The following is an 18,513-nucleotide window of genomic DNA, read 5'->3' as shown; positions in this document are numbered from 1 at the left end:
GTCTTAGCGAAGCCTCCAATCAAACCGCAAAGCGCTTGCTGTAGCTTCCCCGCCAGAACTTCGGGAAAGCGCCATGTTGCTGGATCTCAGGACAATCTATTTCATTGTTGCCGTGAGTTGCTTCGTGCTGGGCATTCTCCAGCTTGCAGCCTATGCGACCGGTCGCTTTGAGCGGTGGCCGCTCTGGTGGGGCTTGAGCAACCTTCTTGTCGGCATCGGGTCTTTCCTCGTCGCGTTGCGCAATCTCGTTCCCTATTCGGTCTCGATCGACGGCGGCAATATCGTCACCATCGCCGGCTACATGCTGATGTTCTTTGCCGTACGCGTGTTTTCGGGGCGAGCGCTCGACCAGCGTTCTTTCTGGTTGGCCATCTTGCTCGTCAGCGTGCCTGTCGTGCTCATCGTCAGCGATCCCTCGGCGGTATCGGCGAGGCTCCTCTACGTCTCGGTCATCTGCTGCCTCTGTGATCTTGCCGTCGCAAGGGAGGCAATCAGCATTGTCCGGCGCGAGAGGCTTTATTCGGCAGCCCTGCTTGTCGGCCTCTATGTCTGCACTGCCGCGATCTTTGCGGCTCGCAGCATTCTCGCGGCGACCGGCGAGATCGGCGGGCCGGATCCTTTCGGCGCCAATGTGGTCCATAGCTGGATGGCGGTATCGGCGGTCGCGTTCATCATGCTCCGCAGCATGGCGATGGTGCTGATGGCCGCCGAGCGCAGCCGAAATCAGCTGATGGAACTCGCTCACCACGATCCGCTGACCGGCGCGCTCAATCGCGGCGGCCTCGCGCAGCATCTGCCCGCTCTCGGTTCTCAGCCGGCATCGCTGCTCATCATCGATATCGATCATTTCAAGCAACTGAACGACCGGCATGGCCACGCCGCCGGCGACGATATCCTGCGGCTTTTCGCCCGTGTTGCGAGAGGGATCATGGGGTCCGGCGATCTGCTCGCCCGTCAAGGCGGGGATGAGTTCCTGGCGGTGCTGAAAAATATTTCCTGCGAAGATGCGGTGGCGATTGCCGAGCGCATCCGTCTCACCTTCGCCGCCGCCGTCATGCAGCGGCCGGATCTGGCGATCTTTCCGACGCTCAGCATCGGCGTTGCCGCGCGTCGGGAAAACGACGGAGATTTTGAACGGCTGATGCAGAAGGCGGATGAGGCGCTCTATCGTTCGAAGCGCGAAGGCCGCAACCGGGTCGAAGCCTTCGGAGAGAATCAGCAGGCCGCGTAGGATCGGGCGAATTCCCCATCTCAGAGCGACCCTAGATATTCTGATCCATCGTCTCGGCCGGGATTTCGTCGGCGCGGTGGACGCGCACGAGCGTTGCCGGCACGCCGGCGACCGTGCAATGGGTGGGCACCGGCTTCAGCACGACGCTGCCGGCGGCGATCTTGCTGAAGGCGCCGATTTCGATATTGCCGAGGATCTTGGCGCCCGCGCCGATCATCACGCCGTGGCGGATCTTCGGGTGGCGATCGCCGGTCTCCTTGCCGGTGCCGCCGAGCGTGACGTTCTGCAGGATCGACACTTCGTCCTCGATAACAGCCGTTTCGCCGATGACGATGCCCGAACCATGGTCGAGCATGATCGACGCGCCGATCTTTGCTGCCGGATGGATATCCGGGCCGAAGACCAGCGAAACCAGATTGGCGAGCCAGCTGGCGATCTCCGGCCGGCCGGAGATCCACAGCGCATGGGCGATGCGGTGCGTCTGCAACGCATGAAAGCCCTTGAGATTGAGAAGTGCGTGCAGAAATGTCGTGCAGGCCGGATCGCGTTCGCGCACGGCGATGAGATCGGCCTCGACCTGCCGCATGATATCGTCGTTCAATGTGGATCGGATGAGATCGAAGATATCCCCCGTTTCCACCTGCGCCACCGAAAGCCGGGCGGCCAGCACGCGGGCGATGATATCCTCGTTGCCGGCGGTGTCCGTCACCTGCGCGGCCAGCAGCCGCTGCAATATCGGTTCGCGTGCGGCAAGCTCGGCCGCTTCGGCGCGGATCACCGCCCAGACGGATGCACCGCCCAAAGCCTGCGGCTGTTGCTCGGCCAAACCGAGGCCGGTCGATTTCGGCATTTCCGTTTCCTCTGTCAGCCAGGGCGCCGGCGCAAGCGCTTGCTGCGTGGTTCATGTTTCGCCCGGGCAAGGCATTTGGCAAGCTTTATTCTAGTTGCTGGACGGTTGCAGGGCCGGTGTCAGCGTCGGACGCCGGCGCCAATGATAGAGCACATCCGGCTCTCTTTCCTCGTTATCGGCACCGTCGGTCTCCTCCTCGGCGGTAAAGCCGTGTTTCTCGTAGAAAGCGCGTGCACCGATATTGCGCCGGAACGTCCAGAGCCTGATCTCGTACATCTCCTCCTTGGCGCGGCCGAGAAGCAGAGAGCCGATGCCCATGCCCTGAAAGCCGGGGAGGATGTAGAGCCGCTCTATCCAGCTGTCGCCATAGGCGATGACGCCGACCAGCCGGTTGGCCATGGCAGCACCTAAGATGGTGCAGTTCGGCAACAGATGCATGCGCCAATACTGCTCTTCTTCGGCCGGCGTATGCAGGTCCGGCAGCCAGGGCAGCCGCTGCCACAAGGAGACACGTCTGATACCGGCGGCCGCCTGCATGTGGTCGGCCGCGAGCGCCACGATGTCCGGCTCGATCGAAATGTCATTCATCGCCGGCTAATGTGGCCTCAAGCCGAAATATCGATGACGCCGCAATCGCCGGCTTCGGAGGCGAAGGCAAGCAGCTTGCCGTTTTTGCTCCAGCTCATCGCCGTGATCGCCCCCTTGCCGGGGCGGCGCAGCAGCGCCTCCTTGCTGTCGGCAATGCGCACGGCCAGGATCATGCCGTCGATGAAGCCGATGGCGAGGATGTCTTCGAGCGGATGGAATTTTACGGCGGTCGCCATGATATTGGCGCGGGTGCCGAGTTCCAGCGGCGCCTTGCCCATCGGCCCGTCCTTGCCCTGGAAGGGCCAGACGATTGCCGCCGGCGCGCCCGAAGAGGCGAGCCATTTGCCCTTGACCGACCAGGAGAGCGATTTGACCTTGGCGGGGTAACCGGTCATGCGCATGTGGCGGGCCTCAGCGCCGGGCTTGATGTCGAGCTTCCAGCCGTGCAGCGCGTTTTCCTGCATCGAGGTGACGAGGAAATTACCATCCGGCGAGAAGGTGACGCCGGTATGCGCACCCTTCCATTCGAGATCGACCGGCTTGGCGTTCATGCCGATCCAATGCAGCGACACACCGTTGTAGCGCGCGGCCGCAATCCGCAGGCCTTTCGGCGCAAAGGCCAGGCCTTCGACCGTGCGCTCTTCGGGGAATTCCTTGGTCGTGCCGTCGGCAAGGCGGAGGAGCGAACTCTTGCCGTAGGAATAGGCAACGGCACCCTGCGGGCCGGCTGCGACCTGCGAAATCCACTTGCGCGGCGCGGTGGCGATCTCGCTGACGCTACCGTCGGCGGCAATGCGCAGCACCTTACCGTCCTCGCCGCCCGAGATCAGACTCTCGCTATAGGGATCGCGGATGACGGTGAGCATGCCCTGATGGGCTTCGGACACCCTGTCGCCGCCGTCCAGCCGGTGGAATGTACCGTTTGCGGTTGCGAAGAAGGGAACTTCACCTAAAAATTCGACGGCCAGAACGTGGCCGTCGAGATCAAGCGGTGCAACTGTCGGCATCAGGCGGCTGCCTCACAGGCCTTGAAGGAGGCTTCAAGCTTTGCGCGATCAAGATCGCGGCCGATGAAGACGAGACGGCTCTCGTGCTTCTCGCCTTCTTTCCACGGCCGCTGGTGATCCCCCTCGATGATCATGTGCACGCCCTGAACGACGTAGCGCTCAGGATCGTCCTTGAAGGCGATGATGCCCTTGAGACGCAGAATATTCGGTCCCTGTGTCTGGGTAATCTTCTGGATCCAGGGGAAGAAACGCTCCGGGTTCATCTGGCCGCCGCGCAGCGACACCGACTGCACGGTGATATCGTGGATCGCCGACATCGCACCATGATGATGATCGTGGTGATGGTCATGACCATGGTGATCATGATGATCGTGGTCATGATGGTGGTGGTCGTGATCACAATCGGGGCCGCAGACATGGTCGTCATGGCCGTGCTCCAGGAAATGCGGATCGTTTTCGAGCGCGCGCTCCAGGTTGAAGGCGCCCTGGTCGAGCACGCGGGCGAGATCGACGCCGGAGCGGCTGGTCTTGTAGACGCGGGCGGCCGGGTTGATGGCGCGGACGATGTCCTCGATCACATCAAGTTCTTCCGGGGTTACGAGGTCGCTCTTGTTGATGATGACGACGTCGGCGAAGGCGATCTGGTCTTCGGCTTCGCGGCTGTCCTTCAGGCGCAACGGCAGGTGCTTGGCGTCGACGAGGGCGACGACGGCGTCGAGCTCGGTCTTGGCGCGCACATCGTCATCCATGAAGAAGGTCTGGGCGACCGGGACCGGATCGGCAAGGCCCGTCGTCTCGACGATGATTCCGTCGAAGCGGCCGGGGCGGCGCATCAGGCCTTCGACGACGCGGATCAGGTCGCCGCGCACCGTGCAACAGACGCAGCCATTGTTCATCTCGTAGATTTCCTCGTCCGACTCGACGATCAGGTCGTTGTCGATGCCGATTTCGCCGAACTCGTTGACGATGACCGCATATTTCTTGCCGTGATTTTCGGACAGGATGCGGTTGAGCAAGGTCGTCTTGCCGGCGCCGAGATAACCGGTGAGCACGGTAACGGGAATAGGCTTCTGGGTGGAGATCGCGTCGGTCATGAGAACCTCTAGGATTAGGCGTGCGGCCGAGCGGCTGGGATCGGCTGCTTGAACGGTTGGTCTCATATAATGGCTTGGGCGTGGCAGTTCAAAGGGTTTTATAATGTTATAAGATCACATCGTCTGGCCGGTGCAGGTGACGCATCTTCACCGGAGTTGCGTGACGTCGAATGCATCGACATCTTCGAGCAATTCCGCCAGTCCCTTCACCGCGTGGGCAATCAGCGCCTCACCCTTTTCTGCCGTGGCGGCCGCGGCGTTTCCTGCTGCGCCTGCGGTATTGAGATCCGACATCTTCCAGCCGAAGGCGTGCGGCCCGTAGGCGCGCAGATGTTTGAAACGCGCGGCAAACTCCGTTTGCCGCGAGGAAAAGTCCGCCGCCTTCGCCATATCAACCTTGTCGGGATGAAGCGCCAGCATCACCGAGGTCTCGATATCGCCGCCATGGATGCCGATCGCCTTTTCCTCCGGCGCGACCACGCCGTCGGGCACGCCGAAGCGGGTCCAGCTCGTCGCCACCGCCAGCATGGCAAAGCGGATCCGCGCCTCGGTCGCGACGATTGATATCAAGGGCGAATTGCCGCCATGGGCGTTCAGCATCACGAATTTGCGGATGCCCTGCTTCGCCACGCCTTCAGCGATGCCGAGCCAGCGGTTCACCGCTTCGTCGAAAGCCAGCGACTTCGTTCCTTCGACATCCATATGCTCTACGGAATAGCCGACGGATTCGGCGGGCAGAAAGGTGACCGGCCGGCCGGCAGGCAAGGCCATCTTCAATCGTCCGGCGATACCTTCGGCAATCAGCGTGTCGGTTTCAAAGGGCAGGTGAGGGCCGTGCTGTTCATGGGCGCCGAGCGGCAGCACGGCGATCAGACGGCCTCCGTCCGGGGCAAAGGCCGGGTTGCTGTCCTCGAAGCGCGGCGAAGGCGTCATCATCCGGTCGTAGCCTCTTGTTTATGACGAGATCCTGGGCAATGTCATATCGCAGCGGCGCCGGGGCTTAAAGATCAAAGGGATGGCTATGGGAAAGAAGCACAAGGACGGCAAAAAGAACAAGTCCAAGAAGAAGGACCAGACCGAGTATACGCTCGTCGATCTCTCTCCGGCGCTCACCCAGGCGGCGCGTTCCATGCGTACGGTGCTGTCGCGCAACCTGCTTGAAAGCGGCCTCTATGCCGGCCAGGACGGCGTCATTCTCGCGCTTGCCGAGAGCGACGGCATGACGGCTGGCGGCCTTGCCCAGAAGCTCGGCGTCAAGGCGCCGACGATGACGCGCACGATCGGCCGCATGGAGGCGCAGGGCTTCCTCGAGCGCAAGCCCGATGCCGAGGATGCCCGCCTCACCAAGGTCTATCTCACTGAACTCGGCCGCGGCAGCGTGCAGGGGATCGAGATGGCGGCTTCGGCCTGCGACAAGCTGGCGACGCAGGAGTTTTCCGAAAAGGAAATCCGCAATCTCGTCCGCCTGCTGAAGGCGATCGATGCCAATCTGCAGGCCGAAGCCATTCATATCGAAGAACCGGACGAAGACTGAAATTTCCCTGAAAGACGAATTGCTTCCGCCGATTAAATCTTTTAATTAAACATTTTAAGGGCCGCGCCGGTTTCCGGCGGGGTCTTGCCTGTCTTGCGTGCTGCCTGGAGGAGGACACGTGGTCCAGAAAATCAAGCTTTCGACAATCGCCGAAACACTCGGCATTTCAACGGCGACCGTATCGCTTGCCTTACGCGACAGCCCGCTCGTCGCCGGCAATACCCGGGAGAAAATCAAGGAACAGGCGCGCGCGCTCGGCTATATCTACAATCGCCGCGCCGCCAGCCTTCGCACCTCGCGCTCCGGCATCATCGGCGTCGTCGTCCACGACATCATGAACCCCTTCTATGGGGAGATCCTGAAGGCGATCGAAAGCGAGCTCGACCGCAGCCGCCACACCTTCATCCTGTCCAACCATTACGACAATGTCGAGAAGCAGCGCACCTTCATCGAGACGCTCCTGCAGCTCGGCGGCGACGGCGTCATCATGTCGCCGGCGATCGGTACGCCGCCTGAGGACGTGCAACTGGCGGAAGAAAACGGCATGCCGGCGATCCTGGTCGCCCGCTCGATGGAAGGGCAGGACCTGCCGACCTATCGGGGTGACGACAGCTACGGCATCTCGCTTGCCACCAATCACCTGATCGGCCTTGGCCACCGCTCGATTGCCATGATCGGCGGCACGGACCAGACATCCACCGGCCGCGATCGTTACCAGGGTTATGTCAATGCGCTGCGCAAGGCCGGCATCGAGGTCGATCCGAACCTGCGCATTCCCGGCCCGCGCTCGAAGCAGGGCGGCTTCGAGGCCGCCGTACATTTCCTGTCGCTGCCGCAGAAGCCGACGGCGGCCGTCTGCTGGAACGATCTCGTGGCGATCGGTCTGATGAACGGCATTGCGCGCGCCGGCCTGGTGCCCGGACGCGATATTTCCGTCACCGGTTACGACGATCTCGAGGAAGCCTCGATCGCCACTCCGGCGCTGACGACTGTCTGGAACGGCCAGACCGAAGTCGGGCGCCTGGCCGCCCGGGCGCTGCTCGATCGCCTTGCCGGCAGCCACGAGCCTGACGGCATGCATCTGATCAAACCGGAAATGCGCATTCGCCAATCCACCAGTCCCCATCGGCCCCGCGCCTGAACCAAGACCGTCATCCAAGAGGAAAAGCCATGTCCCGCATTGCCATTCTCGTCCCTGGGAAGATACACGAGCGTGTTCTCGAAAGGCTGAAGGATCGTTTTGATATCATCGCCGTCGCACGCGAGGAAAGGCTTGCGCTTGAGGGCGAGACCGCCGGCCGTATCCGCGGCGTCGCCGTTTCCGGCCCGTTTCCGGGCGCCTGGATGGACCAACTGCCTGGAGTCGAGGTGGTCGCCAATTTCGGTGTCGGTTATGACGGCGTCGATGTGAAACATGCTGCCGAGAAAGGCATCGTCGTCACCAATACGCCTGATGTCCTGAACGACGAGGTCGCCGATACGGCGATCGGCCTGCTGCTGAATACGGTCCGCGAGTTGCCGCGGGCCGAAGCCTGGCTGCGGGCGGGCAACTGGAAGCCGGGCACTGCCTATCCGCTGTCGCGCTTCTCGCTCAAGGGCCGCCATGTCGGGCTTTATGGTCTTGGCCGCATCGGGCTCGAAATCGCCAAGCGGCTCGAGCCGTTCAAGGTGAAGATCAGTTATCACACGCGGTCGCGCCATGCCGATGTGGCCTACGATTATCACCCGACATTGAAGGGGCTGGCGGAAGCGGTGGATACGCTGATCGCGATCGTTCCGAAGACGCCGCAAACGCACAAGACGATCGATGCCGATATTCTGGCCGCACTCGGCCCGAACGGCATTCTCGTCAATGTCGGTCGCGGCTGGACGGTGGACGAGCAGGCGCTGAGTGCTGCCCTCGCTTCCGGCGCGCTCGGAGCGGCCGGCCTCGACGTTTTCTATGAAGAGCCGACCGTGCCGGCCGACTTGCTGGAGCCGGCCAATGCCGTGCTGCTGCCGCACGTCGCCTCCGCGTCGGTGCCGACGCGCAATGCGATGGCCGATCTCGTCGCTGACAATCTCATCGCCTGGTTCGAGAACGGTGCGGCGCTGACGCCGGTGCCGGAGACGCCGCAGAAGGCTTAGGCGTGTCGCACCGACTCTGCGGCCGGCTCAAGCGCGCTGTCTAACGCACGGCGCGTCGGCGCCGCAGCATCAGGCGATTGCCTGCGCGGGGATGGCTGGCAGCTTGCCGGCGGCATAGGCGCGGACGGCGTCGCCGAAAGCGGCGAACAGCTTGTTCGAAGGCTTGTCGGTTTCAGCCCAATATTCCGGATGCCATTGCACGCCGACGGCGAAGGCCTTGGCGTCGATGACGGAAACGGCTTCCACCGTGCCGTCCTCGGCGGTCGCTTCCACCTGCAGGCGCGGGGCGGTCCTGGCAATCGCCTGGCGATGCAGGGAATTCACGCGGACCTCGCCCGGGCCGAGAATGCCGGCGATGCAGGATCCTTCCTTGACATGGACGCTCTGGCGAACGGCGTACATGCCGTCCCGGTCGACGCCTTCCGGCCGGCGATGGTCCCAGATGCCGGGCTGCTCCTGGATCTCGCTTGCCAGCGAGCCGCCGAGGGCGACATTCAGCTCCTGGATGCCGCGGCAGATGGCGAGCATCGGGATGGCGCGGTCGATGGCGCGGCGGATGAGCGGCAGGCTGGTGGCGTCGCGGGCAGGGTCGAAAGGGCCGTCCTTGTCACTCGCCTCCGCGCCGTAGAGCGAGGGATGAACATTGCTGGCCGAGCCGGAAACCAGCAGGCCGTCGACGCGGTCGAGAATCGCGTCGGTATCGTAGCCTTCCTCGAAAGCGGGGATGATGAAGGCCATGACGCCCGCCGCATTCAATGCAGCACGCAGATACTGATGCTGCGCGGCGTGCCAGGTGGCGCCGTCGAAGCTACGGATATCGGCAGGAATGGCAACGATCGGTTTCGTCATATCAGCCCCGGTCAAAAATCTTATGCTGGTCATTTCTGCCGCCAGAACAGCCGTCAAGTCAACGTTTGGCTGTATCAGCCAGGCAAATTGCGGCGGAGGCGGTGCCGCCGCTGGCGTTTGCCGCTAAGCCGCTGATTCTGATGGGTACGTGTGCGCCGTCCTATTGCCATCTTGATGCCAAAGGCTAATAGACTAAAGCTTGAATCGCGGCCACTGCCATGCTTAGCTTTGCCCTCGCTGCGGGTAGGGGTGAAGACTGACCGCGCAGTGCCATCTATATGGGAGGTTTTTGATGGATCGTCGTTCGTTTTTCAAGAAGGCGGGAACCGCCAGCGCCGGTGCGGTCGCCGCAACGGCATTGGCAGCGCCTGCGATCGCGCAGGAGAATCCGAAGATCGCGTGGCGCATGACATCGTCGTTTCCGAAGAGCTTGGATACGATCTATGGCGGAGCCGAGGATATCGCCAAGCATGTTGCCGCCGCCACCGACGGCAATTTCACGATCCAGCCCTTTGCGGCCGGTGAAATCGTGCCGGGCCTGCAGGCCGTCGATGCCGTCGCCGCCGGTACGGTCGAGGCAGCCCACACCACCTCCTATTATTTCGTCGGCAAGGACCCGACCTATGCCATCGGAACGGCCATTCCGTTCGGCCTGAACAGCCGCCTGACCAATGCCTGGTATTACGAAGGCAACGGCAACAAGCTGATGAACGAATTCTATGCCACACAAGGCATGTATGCGCTGCCTGCTGGCAATACCGGTGCGCAGATGGGCGGCTGGTTCCGCAAGGAAATCAATACGCTCGACGACCTCAAGGGCGTCAAGATGCGCATTGCCGGCCTTGCCGGCCGTGTCATGGAAAAGGTCGGCGTGATCCCGCAGCAGATCGCCGGCGGCGACATCTATCCGGCACTGGAAAAAGGCACGATCGATGCGGCCGAATTCGTCGGTCCCTATGACGACCTGAAGCTCGGCTTCCACAAGGTGGCGAAGTACTACTATTATCCGGGCTGGTGGGAAGGTGGCCCGACGGTGCACGGATTCTTCAATCTCGAAAAATGGAGCAGCCTGCCCAAGCATTATCAGGCAGCCCTGACCGATGCCTGCGCCTTCGCCAACACCAATATGCTGGCGAAGTACGACACGAAGAACCCGACGGCGCTGAAGCAGCTCGTTGCGGAAGGCGCGACGCTGCGCCCGTTCAGCCAGGAGATCATGGAAGCATGCTTCCAGGCTGCGACCGGCATCTACAGCGAAATCTCGGGCACCAACCAGTATTTCAAGAAGATCTACGACGATCAGACCGCCTTCAAGCGGGATGCCTATCTCTGGATGCAGCTTTCGGAATACACCTTCGACACGTTCATGATGATCCAGCAGCGGGCTGGGAAGCTTTAAGCTTTCCGCCGGCAAGCTCGGCAGTTGAGATGAACGCAATGGCAGAACCCCGGATTCCGTCCGGGGTTTTGTTTTTCTGGGCTGCTATTTGGCAGGTGGCGGCGGTGCTCCGGGCAGGCCGTTCAGTGGCGGCAGGGTCAGGCCGGGGATCTGCGGTGAGCCGTTGCCGCCGCCCAGCGGCGGCAGGCCGAGCTGGCCGCCGAAGCCCGGGACTTCGATCTTGATCGAGTTCGGATCGACCTTCGGGCCGCGATCCAGCCAATAGGTTACCGATTGCGGCCAGAAAATCACGATCGCCACCAGGATCAGCTGCATGCCGACCCAGGGGAGTGCGCCCATGTAGATATCCGAGGTCTTGACGTCTTTGCTGGCGATCGAGCGCAGGTAGAAGAGCGCGAAGCCGAAGGGCGGGTGCATGAAGCTCGTCTGCATGTTGACGCAGATCAGCACGCCGAACCAGATCAGGTCGATGCCGAGACTGGAGGCGACGGGGGCGAGCATCGGGATGACGATGAAGGCGATCTCGAAGAAATCGAGGAAGAAGGCGAGCACGAAGATGAAGATGTTGACGAAGATCAGGAAGCCGACCGGGCCGCCTGGTATGCCCGACAGCATATGCTCGATCCAGCGCGAGCCGTCCATGCCCTGGAACACAAGGCTGAAACAGGTGGAGCCGATGAGGATCATCACCACCATCGAGGTGATATGCGTGGTCGATGTCATCGCCTCGCGGATCAGCGGCCAGGTGAGGCGACGATTCATGGCGGCGAGCAGCATGGCGCCGACAACGCCGAGCGCGCCGGCTTCGGTCGGTGTCGCAAGGCCCATGAAGATCGTGCCGAGCACCAGGAAGATCAGCACGATCGAGGGCACCATGCCCATCAGCACTTTCACGAGCAGCGCCCAGTTGAAGTCGCCGCGCACCTCCTTCGGCAGCGGCGGCATCGACTTCGGCCGAATGATCGACATCACCAGGATGAAGAGCACGAAGATCGTCACCTGCAGGATCGAGGGACCGATCGCGCCGAGATACATGTCGCCGACCGACCTGCCGAGCTGGTCGGCGAGAACGACGAGCACGAGCGAGGGCGGGATCACCTGGGTGATCGTGCCCGAGGCGGCGATGACGCCGGTGGCAAGGCGGGGACTGTAGCCGTAGCGCAGCATGATCGGCAGCGAGATCACCCCCATTGTGATGACGGAGGCGGCCACCGTGCCGGTGATGGCGCCGAGCACGGCGCCGACGAGGATGACGGCATAGGCGAGGCCGCCGGGGATGCCACCGAAGAGCTTGCCGGTGCCTTCGAGCAGATCCTCGGCCAGCCCGCAGCGCTCCAGCACCGCGCCCATGAAGGTGAAGAAGGGGATGGCGAGCAGCAGGTCGTTGGAGACGATGCCGAAGAAGCGCAGCGGCAGAGCCTGCAGGAAGACCTCGCCGAAATGGCCGGTGACGATGCCGATAATGCCGAAGAACAGCCCGACGGCGGCGAGCGAAAAGGCGACCGGAAAGCCGTAGAGCATGAAGATGACCATGCCCAGGAACATGGCCGGCGGGATGATGCCGAAATCAAACAAATCCGTTTCTCCCAGCCCGCGCTACTGCAGCGGCTTTTCGTATTTCATATCGATGCTGATATGGCCGGTAAGGGCTGCGATCCGCTTGATCAGTTCGGAAACGCCCTGAAGGGAAAGCAACCCGAAACCGGCGACGAGGACCAGCTTGACGGGCCAGCGGATCAGCCCGCCGGCATTGCCCGATATTTCCCCCTGCTGGTAGGAAAGCGCGAAGAACGGCCAGCAAATCCAGGTGAGGAAGATGCATGCGGGAAGGAGGAAAACGATAAGGCCGACAATGTCGATCCAGATCTTCGCCCTGTCGGAAACCGAGCCATAGATCAGATCGACGCGGACATGCTCATTGTTGCGCAGCGCATGCGAGGCGCCGAGCAGGACGACGAAGGCGAAGAGATACCACTGGATCTCAAGCCAACCGTTCGAACTGTAGTTGAAGGCATAGCGGACGATGGCGTTTCCGGCGCTTATCAGACAGCAGAACAGCACCATATATTCGGAAATTTTGCCCATGAACTGGCTGATCGAGTCGATCAGCCGACTGGCGGCCAGAAGTACCGACATTTTCTCCCCTTGTTCTTATCCTGCCGGTTTTCCGGCAGTTTTCCCTTTGCAACCGATGTAGACTACGGCCTTTGAAATTGAAAGGATAAATGCCTGGCCTTGGAGTATAGTCTTATCCGCGCCGGTCGTGCTTTAGCGCCGTCGAATATTTCGACAACCCAGGCGTGGATAAATTATTTCAATAAACTCGCGAGAAGGATGCATTATCTCGCGTAGGCTGTGCTGTTCATCCTCTGGTTTTAGAAAATTTGACCAAATGTTTGATTCCATTGAAATCAATTTTTAAAGGGTTGGGCTTAGAATTCCCGCGCACAGGGAAAGTGTGGATGAAGCCAGATAACCCGAACAGGGTCCCTATAGATGTGTATCTGTCGTTTGTGAGTTCCCTTTCCGGGAATCGCATGACGCTTCTTGCTGGCGTGATCGTGCATGTCGCCACGTGCCTTGCCGTTGCCGCCAAGACGCAGTTCTTCGTCTATATCCCGCTGGCGGCCGCCTTCCTTCTGGTCTTCTGCGTTCGCATGGTCATCTTCCGGCAGTTCGATTGCGTCGACAAGGAAAGCCTGTCGCGCGCCGGAATAGAGCGTTGGGAGCGGATCCTGGTTGCCGGTGCGGCCTGCACCACCGCCTTGCTTGGCATCGCCAGCGGCTATGCCATCTTCGTCGTGCACGATTCCTTTGCGGAGCTTGCCTGCATTGCCGTCACGATGGCGACGATGGTCTCCGTCGTCGGCCGCAATTACGGTTCACGCCTGGCGGTCGACCTCCAGACCTTCTCCTGCTGTCTGCCGATGATCGTCTGCAGCCTGTTGGCGCTGGATTTTTATCGCGGCCTGCTGTCGATCTTCCTCATTCCCTTCTGGCTGACGACGCGGGCGATGGCAAACGGTGTGCGCGAGTTCCTCTATGAGAATGTCATCGCGCGCCGGGAAATCACCATCATCGCCGACCGCTTCGATACGGCGCTCAACAACATGCCGCATGGCCTGGTCATGGTCGATGCCGAAAACCGTATCCAGGTCGTCAATCGCAAGGCCTGCGAGCTTCTGAAGATCGGTGCGCCGGAGCGGTTGAAGGACCGCGACCTCGGCGCCGTGCTGCGCTATGGCGCGCGCTACAGCTTCATGGACGCCTCGCAGCCGGAGCTGATCCTGCGCCAGCTCACCCAGGTTGCCGAAGGTAACCTGTCGCGCACGCTCATTCATTTCCCCGAGGGCCTGTCGCTCGAATTTTCCGCCAGCCGTAGGGCCGATGGCGGCGCCGTGCTGATCTTCGAGGACGTGTCGAGCCGGGTGAAGGCAGAGCAGAAGATCATGCACATGGTCCGCTTCGATGCGCTGACCGGCCTGCCGAACCGCGAATATTTCGGGCAGCTTGTGCAGGAGTATCTCGGCAAACATCAGAGGAAGTCCGGGCCGCTCGGCTTCATGGTCCTCGATATCGACGAGTTCAAACATGTCAACGACATGCGCGGCCACGTCACCGGCGACCATCTGCTCTGTGCCATCGCCGCCCGCATCAAGCAGGCCTCCGGCAACGCCATCCTCGGCCGGCTGATGGGAGACCAGTTCATCCTGTTCTTCCCGCATGCCAAGGAGCCGGCTTCGCTCGACATCGAGATTCGTCGCGTGCACGCCGCGATCCAGGGTCATTATGAGGTCGACGAGCTGACCTTCCTCGTTTCGCTCAGCGCCGGCTACGCGATCCTTGAAAGCACCGCTTTTGCGATGGATGAATGGAGCGTCAAGGCGGATCTGGCGCTGTTTGAAAGCAAGTCGCGCTTCAGGGGCGGCATATCAGGCTTCGAGCGGGAGATGGACGGCCGTTATATCGAGCAGCAGAAGCTGAAGGCGGATCTGCGCGACGCAGTGTCGGCGCAGGCGCTGCATCTGGTCTTCCAGCCGATGTTCCGGGCCGACGGCTCGCGCATCGAATGCGCCGAGGCATTGGCGCGCTGGGTGCATCCGGAGAAGGGCTCGATCCCGCCCGACGTCTTCATCCGGCTCGCCGAAGATATGGGCATCATCTCCGACATCACCCGTTTCGTCCTGTTCAAGGCGTGCAGCGAATGCATGAACTGGCCGGACCATATCGCCGTCTCGGTCAACCTCTCGGCGCGGGACCTGCGCGATGCCGACATCCTTGCGGTGGTTGCCGATGCGCTTGCCCATTCCGGCCTCGATGCGGCGCGGCTGCATCTCGAAGTCACCGAAAGCTGCCTGATCGACGAGCCGGCGGCGGTACGCGCCATCCTGGCGGAGCTCAGGGCTCGCGGCATCACCATCGCCATCGACGATTTCGGTACCGGCTTCTCCAGCCTCAGCTATCTCGACACGCTGCCGCTCGATATCGTCAAGATCGATCGCTCCTTCGTGCGCAACATCGTCGAGGATACCCGCCGGCTCAAGCTGTTGCGCGGCACCGTCCATCTCGCCCGCGAACTGGGCCTGAAGATCGTCATCGAAGGCGTCGAGACCGAGGAGCAGCTCGCACTGCTCAACAAGCACCGCAGCGCCGATCTTGTGCAGGGCTACGTTTTCTCGCAGCCGGTGCCTTCCCAAAATATCCCGCTGCTGCAGCAGGGCATCGGCCGCCGCGTCGTTCAACGCCGTCGCAACAAAGTCGCCTGAGCGCTCTTCATCGGCCGATTTTCTCCACTGAAAGTCACGCGCCGCGTTAACCTTAACAATTTAAAAACGGCCGAAATTATCGGATTTCCTTGCCTAAATTTCACTGGCGTATGATTAATGATCCGTTAACGAGCGGATCGAGAAATGTCAGAAACACTGTTCAAGCGTAGCGATTTCAGCACAAAAATTTTGGAAATTTTGGATCATGTCGAGTATCGCCGCGTCGAAAGCAGCGAAGACATGGAAGAGGTGGAACGGTTGCGCTACAAGGCCTACAAGGCCCATGACGTGCTGGCGCTCGCCCCGAAAGGGCTGCTGGACGATAGCGATTTCGACAGCCACGCCTATATTTTCGGACTGTATTATTATGGTGAGCTGGTCAGCACGATCCGGGTTCATTATGTGACACCCGAGCATCGCCTCAGCCAGTCCGGCGGCGCCTTCCCCGAGGCGATGGACGAGCTTCTGGATGCAGGACTGACCCTGATCGATCCGGCGCGTTTTGCGGCCGACCCCGAGCTCACCGCCGATCTGCCCTGGATCCCTTATCTGACGCTGAGGCCGACCATCGTGGCGGCAGCGTATTTCCGTGCGGACCGCGTTCTTCAGTTCGTTCGGCCGCCGCATGCGGCTTTCTACAAGCGGGTCTTCTACGCCGATACGGTCGTGCCCGGCCGGCTGGCGAAGAATTACGGGATCGACATGACGCTGATGGCGACGAATGTGATCGAGGTGGGGCGCAAGCTGTTGACGCGTTATCCCTTCTTCATCTCCAGCGCCAGCGAGCAGCGCATGATGTTTTCGCGCAATCCCAACGACACCTTGCCGCCGCTCACCATCATTCCGACGGCACGCTTCGTGCCGCAAGGCGAACTCGGCACCGACCTGCCGCTGTGATTTGTCCTTGCCCCGACGGAGGGACGATGTCCGCGGGGCCGATGAATTGGGCGACGAATGCAGAGATATCAGCCGCTCTTCAGGCTCTTTCCGGGCCTCTGACATAGTGGTTGTCACCCGCGCCTGCGGCATTCTCATGCATTGCGCTTTCGCCTGTCATTGTGTAATCCCTGCACGTAGGGACTTCCCTCGCAAGAGCGGGGGAATCAGGCAGCGCAGAGGCATTTCAGGGAGACGATATTTATGGCCGAACATCATACCGGACCGGTCGAGACCGGCGCGCCGATGGATTACAAGGAACATGAAAAGACCTACGACATGTTCATCGCCGGCGCGAAATACGGCTCGATGCTCCTCATCGTCCTCCTGCTTGCAATGACAGCCGGTTTCTTCGGCGGCGCCGGTCTTTTGGGCGGTCTTTTCGTCTTCATCATTCTTCTCGCCATCGGCATCGTCCTGCTCCGCTAATCGCGTAGATTCGGAGGGTCAGAGCGTCCTTTGTGCGTCCGAAAGGTGCACGGCGCTCTGAGGGGAGGAGAGCTTCTCCGAAGCTTTGTGAACTAGGTGCTTGGCCCGCGCAGGCTAGCCTGTGGCGGTCCGGCTGACCCGGAGGAGGGGGCAGTTGGGCAATATTGTTTTCGTTGCGAGAGAAACTGAGGGCGAGGAGACGCGTGTCGCCGCCTCCGCCGAGACCGTGAAGAAAATGAAGAGTTTCGGCTTCGACGTTGTCGTCGAAGCCGGCGCCGGTGCGGCTTCCCGCATTCCGGACGGGGAGTTCGAGGCTGCTGGGGCCAGGATCGGCAGTTTTGCCGATGCGGCCTCCGCCGACGTGGTGCTGAAGGTGCGCCGTCCCAGCGGATCGGAAATCTCAGGCTATAAAAGCGGTGCTGTGGTCATCGCCATCATGGATCCCTACGGCAATGACGAAGCGATCGCGGCTCTGGCAAGTGCCGGGCTTTCGGCTTTCGCAATGGAGCTGATGCCGCGCATTACCCGCGCCCAGTCCATGGATGTGCTTTCGTCCCAAGCCAATCTCGCCGGCTACCAGGCCGTCATCGAGGCGGCTGGTGTCTATGACCGCGCCATGCCGATGATGATGACGGCGGCCGGCACCGTCCCGGCCGCCAAGGTCTTCGTCATGGGCGCCGGCGTCGCCGGTCTCCAGGCGATCGCGACCGCGCGTCGTCTCGGCGCGGCGGTCTCAGCCACCGACGTTCGCCCCGCTGCCAAGGAGCAGGTCGCTTCGCTCGGCGCCAAGTTCATCGCCGTCGAGGACGAGGAATTCAAGGCGGCGGAAACGGCCGGTGGCTACGCCAAGGAAATGTCCGCCGACTATCAGGCGAAACAGGCGGCTCTGGTAGCCGAACACATCGCCAAGCAGGATATCGTCATCACCACCGCGCTGATTCCCGGTCGTGCGGCGCCGCGGCTCGTTTCGCGCGCCATGCTTGCCGGGATGAAATCAGGGGCGGTCGCCGTCGACCTTGCGGTCGAGCGCGGCGGTAATATCGAGGGCGTCGTCGCCGGCGAGATCGCCGATGTCGAAGGCGTCAGGGTGATCGGTTTCGCCAATATGCCGGGCCGGGTTGCGGCCAGTGCCTCGGCGCTTTACGCCAAGAATCTCGTCACTTTCCTCGAGACCATGGTCAACAAGGAAACCAGCCGCGTCGTCGTCAATCTCGACGACGAGCTGGTCAAGGCGACGATGCTGACCTATGCCGGCGACGTGGTTCATCCCGCCTTCGGCGGCGCGAAGAAGGGAGACATCTGATGGCCAGTGAAGCAATGGACAGAGCGCTGGAGCAGCTCGACCAGGCGGTGACCGCCGTCATCACGGCGGCGGCCCAGGCACCGGAAGCGGCAAGTGCTGCGACCGGCGGGGCGATCGATCCTTTCGTCTTCCAGCTCGCCATCTTCGTATTGTCGATCTTCGTCGGCTATTACGTCGTGTGGTCGGTGACGCCGGCACTGCATACGCCGCTGATGGCCGTCACCAATGCGATCTCCTCCGTCATCGTCGTCGGCGCGCTTCTGGCGGTCGGCATCTCCACAAGCGGGCTTGCGACCGGCTTCGGTTTCGTCGCCCTCGTGCTCGTCTCGGTGAACATCTTCGGCGGCTTCCTCGTCACGCAGCGGATGCTTTCGATGTACCGCAAGAAGGACAGGTAAGG

18 protein-coding genes are annotated in these 18,513 nt (G+C 61.6%); 10 read left to right on the top strand and 8 right to left on the bottom strand.

The genetic code is table 11. The annotated features are described in order from the left end of the window. Nucleotides 1-73: 73 nt before the first annotated feature. Nucleotides 74-1,231 (top strand): GGDEF domain-containing protein, encoded by a 1,158-nt coding sequence (locus NE851_RS30045; RefSeq protein WP_097543075.1) that lies wholly within the window; start codon nt 74-76, stop codon nt 1,229-1,231. Between the two features lie 31 nt (nt 1,232-1,262). On the opposite strand, the gene cysE is transcribed toward NE851_RS30045, so the two are convergent. The 5 genes from cysE to NE851_RS30020 form a co-directional block, all read right to left on the bottom strand. Further along, the gene (gene cysE, locus NE851_RS30040) at nt 1,263-2,081 is read right to left on the bottom strand and encodes a serine O-acetyltransferase (RefSeq protein ID WP_047616324.1); all 819 of its coding nucleotides are present in this window, start codon (nt 2,079-2,081) and stop codon (nt 1,263-1,265) included. Nucleotides 2,082-2,171: 90 nt separating this feature from the next. Then, entirely contained in the window at nt 2,172-2,669 is a 498-nt protein-coding gene (locus NE851_RS30035; protein WP_127430728.1) for a GNAT family N-acetyltransferase, read from the bottom strand. 17 nt (nt 2,670-2,686) lie between these two features. Beyond that, on the bottom strand, nt 2,687-3,676 hold the full coding sequence (locus NE851_RS30030; protein WP_127430729.1) for a WD40 repeat domain-containing protein: 990 nt from the start codon (nt 3,674-3,676) through the stop codon (nt 2,687-2,689). Continuing rightward, nucleotides 3,676-4,770 carry a CobW family GTP-binding protein gene (locus NE851_RS30025; protein WP_047616331.1) on the bottom strand — a complete coding sequence of 365 codons (1,095 nt, stop codon included), beginning with the start codon at nt 4,768-4,770 and terminating at the stop codon, nt 3,676-3,678. The genes NE851_RS30030 and NE851_RS30025 overlap by 1 nt, the downstream gene beginning before the upstream one ends. 147 nt (nt 4,771-4,917) lie before the next feature. Further along, nucleotides 4,918-5,706 (bottom strand): creatininase family protein, encoded by a 789-nt coding sequence (locus NE851_RS30020; protein ID WP_047616333.1) that lies wholly within the window; start codon nt 5,704-5,706, stop codon nt 4,918-4,920. An 85-nt stretch (nt 5,707-5,791) separates the two neighbouring features. On the opposite strand from NE851_RS30020, the gene NE851_RS30015 reads away from it, so the two are divergent. From NE851_RS30015 to NE851_RS30005, 3 genes are all read left to right on the top strand, one after another. Further along, the gene (locus tag NE851_RS30015; protein WP_047616336.1) at nt 5,792-6,304 is read left to right on the top strand and encodes a MarR family winged helix-turn-helix transcriptional regulator; all 513 of its coding nucleotides are present in this window, start codon (nt 5,792-5,794) and stop codon (nt 6,302-6,304) included. Nucleotides 6,305-6,422: 118 nt separating this feature from the next. After that, nucleotides 6,423-7,445, top strand: coding sequence for a LacI family DNA-binding transcriptional regulator (locus NE851_RS30010; RefSeq protein WP_003590238.1), 1,023 nt, complete (start codon nt 6,423-6,425; stop codon nt 7,443-7,445). A gap of 29 nt (nt 7,446-7,474) precedes the next feature. After that, entirely contained in the window at nt 7,475-8,431 is a 957-nt protein-coding gene (locus NE851_RS30005) for a 2-hydroxyacid dehydrogenase (protein WP_097595176.1), read from the top strand. 69 nt (nt 8,432-8,500) lie between these two features. Here the strand turns inward: NE851_RS30005 and NE851_RS30000 are convergent, their stop codons facing one another. Beyond that, nucleotides 8,501-9,280, bottom strand: a complete 780-nt coding sequence (locus NE851_RS30000; protein WP_047616342.1) for a gamma-glutamyl-gamma-aminobutyrate hydrolase family protein — start codon at nt 9,278-9,280, stop codon at nt 8,501-8,503. 292 nt (nt 9,281-9,572) lie between these two features. Here NE851_RS30000 and NE851_RS29995 point away from each other — a divergent pair, with 292 nt between their 5' ends. Continuing rightward, the gene (locus NE851_RS29995) at nt 9,573-10,679 is read left to right on the top strand and encodes a TRAP transporter substrate-binding protein (RefSeq protein ID WP_018243590.1); all 1,107 of its coding nucleotides are present in this window, start codon (nt 9,573-9,575) and stop codon (nt 10,677-10,679) included. 84 nt (nt 10,680-10,763) lie between these two features. Here the strand turns inward: NE851_RS29995 and NE851_RS29990 are convergent, their stop codons facing one another. Continuing rightward, a complete protein-coding gene (locus NE851_RS29990) occupies nt 10,764-12,254 on the bottom strand; it encodes a TRAP transporter large permease (protein ID WP_047616343.1) in 1,491 nt (496 codons plus the stop codon). A gap of 21 nt (nt 12,255-12,275) precedes the next feature. Continuing rightward, a complete protein-coding gene (locus tag NE851_RS29985; protein ID WP_047616344.1) occupies nt 12,276-12,815 on the bottom strand; it encodes a TRAP transporter small permease subunit in 540 nt (179 codons plus the stop codon). A gap of 326 nt (nt 12,816-13,141) precedes the next feature. Here NE851_RS29985 and NE851_RS29980 point away from each other — a divergent pair, with 326 nt between their 5' ends. The 5 genes from NE851_RS29980 to NE851_RS29960 all read left to right on the top strand — a co-directional run bounded on the left by NE851_RS29980 (nt 13,142) and on the right by NE851_RS29960 (nt 18,511). Continuing rightward, on the top strand, nt 13,142-15,445 hold the full coding sequence (locus NE851_RS29980; RefSeq protein WP_047616347.1) for a putative bifunctional diguanylate cyclase/phosphodiesterase: 2,304 nt from the start codon (nt 13,142-13,144) through the stop codon (nt 15,443-15,445). Nucleotides 15,446-15,589: 144 nt separating this feature from the next. Beyond that, on the top strand, nt 15,590-16,342 hold the full coding sequence (locus NE851_RS29975) for an N-acyl amino acid synthase FeeM domain-containing protein (protein WP_047616349.1): 753 nt from the start codon (nt 15,590-15,592) through the stop codon (nt 16,340-16,342). Between the two features lie 243 nt (nt 16,343-16,585). Beyond that, nucleotides 16,586-16,810 (top strand): aa3-type cytochrome c oxidase subunit IV, encoded by a 225-nt coding sequence (locus tag NE851_RS29970; protein WP_047616350.1) that lies wholly within the window; start codon nt 16,586-16,588, stop codon nt 16,808-16,810. 154 nt (nt 16,811-16,964) lie between these two features. After that, complete coding sequence (locus tag NE851_RS29965) at nt 16,965-18,113, top strand: Re/Si-specific NAD(P)(+) transhydrogenase subunit alpha (RefSeq protein ID WP_047616352.1); 1,149 nt, start codon at nt 16,965-16,967, stop codon at nt 18,111-18,113. Beyond that, nucleotides 18,113-18,511, top strand: coding sequence for a proton-translocating transhydrogenase family protein (locus NE851_RS29960; protein WP_003542949.1), 399 nt, complete (start codon nt 18,113-18,115; stop codon nt 18,509-18,511). The genes NE851_RS29965 and NE851_RS29960 overlap by 1 nt, the downstream gene beginning before the upstream one ends. The last annotated feature ends 2 nt before the right edge of the window (nt 18,512-18,513 follow it).

Origin of the sequence: Rhizobium anhuiense bv. trifolii (assembly GCF_024346605.1) — a bacterium.
In the GTDB taxonomy this organism is placed as follows: domain Bacteria; phylum Pseudomonadota; class Alphaproteobacteria; order Rhizobiales; family Rhizobiaceae; genus Rhizobium; species Rhizobium anhuiense.
The sequence above is the reverse complement of the archived record's forward strand: the minus strand, read 5'-3'. Positions and strand labels throughout refer to the sequence as shown.

Excerpts from the sequence above, each read along its gene's own strand:
- NE851_RS30045 (WP_097543075.1), top strand. The coding sequence starts at position 74 with ATGTTGCTGGATCTCAGGACAATCTATTTCATTGTTGCCGTGAGTTGC.
- NE851_RS30030 (WP_127430729.1), bottom strand. The coding sequence starts at position 3,676 with ATGCCGACAGTTGCACCGCTTGATCTCGACGGCCACGTTCTGGCCGTC.
- NE851_RS29980 (WP_047616347.1), top strand. The coding sequence starts at position 13,142 with ATGAAGCCAGATAACCCGAACAGGGTCCCTATAGATGTGTATCTGTCG.
- NE851_RS29995 (WP_018243590.1), top strand. The coding sequence starts at position 9,573 with ATGGATCGTCGTTCGTTTTTCAAGAAGGCGGGAACCGCCAGCGCCGGT.
- NE851_RS30025 (WP_047616331.1), bottom strand. The coding sequence starts at position 4,770 with ATGACCGACGCGATCTCCACCCAGAAGCCTATTCCCGTTACCGTGCTC.
- NE851_RS30035 (WP_127430728.1), bottom strand. The coding sequence starts at position 2,669 with ATGAATGACATTTCGATCGAGCCGGACATCGTGGCGCTCGCGGCCGAC.
- cysE (WP_047616324.1), bottom strand. The coding sequence starts at position 2,081 with ATGCCGAAATCGACCGGCCTCGGTTTGGCCGAGCAACAGCCGCAGGCT.
- NE851_RS30020 (WP_047616333.1), bottom strand. The coding sequence starts at position 5,706 with ATGATGACGCCTTCGCCGCGCTTCGAGGACAGCAACCCGGCCTTTGCC.
- NE851_RS29960 (WP_003542949.1), top strand. The coding sequence starts at position 18,113 with ATGGCCAGTGAAGCAATGGACAGAGCGCTGGAGCAGCTCGACCAGGCG.
- NE851_RS30015 (WP_047616336.1), top strand. The coding sequence starts at position 5,792 with ATGGGAAAGAAGCACAAGGACGGCAAAAAGAACAAGTCCAAGAAGAAG.
- NE851_RS29985 (WP_047616344.1), bottom strand. The coding sequence starts at position 12,815 with ATGTCGGTACTTCTGGCCGCCAGTCGGCTGATCGACTCGATCAGCCAG.
- NE851_RS30005 (WP_097595176.1), top strand. The coding sequence starts at position 7,475 with ATGTCCCGCATTGCCATTCTCGTCCCTGGGAAGATACACGAGCGTGTT.
- NE851_RS29970 (WP_047616350.1), top strand. The coding sequence starts at position 16,586 with ATGGCCGAACATCATACCGGACCGGTCGAGACCGGCGCGCCGATGGAT.
- NE851_RS30000 (WP_047616342.1), bottom strand. The coding sequence starts at position 9,280 with ATGACGAAACCGATCGTTGCCATTCCTGCCGATATCCGTAGCTTCGAC.
- NE851_RS29975 (WP_047616349.1), top strand. The coding sequence starts at position 15,590 with ATGTCAGAAACACTGTTCAAGCGTAGCGATTTCAGCACAAAAATTTTG.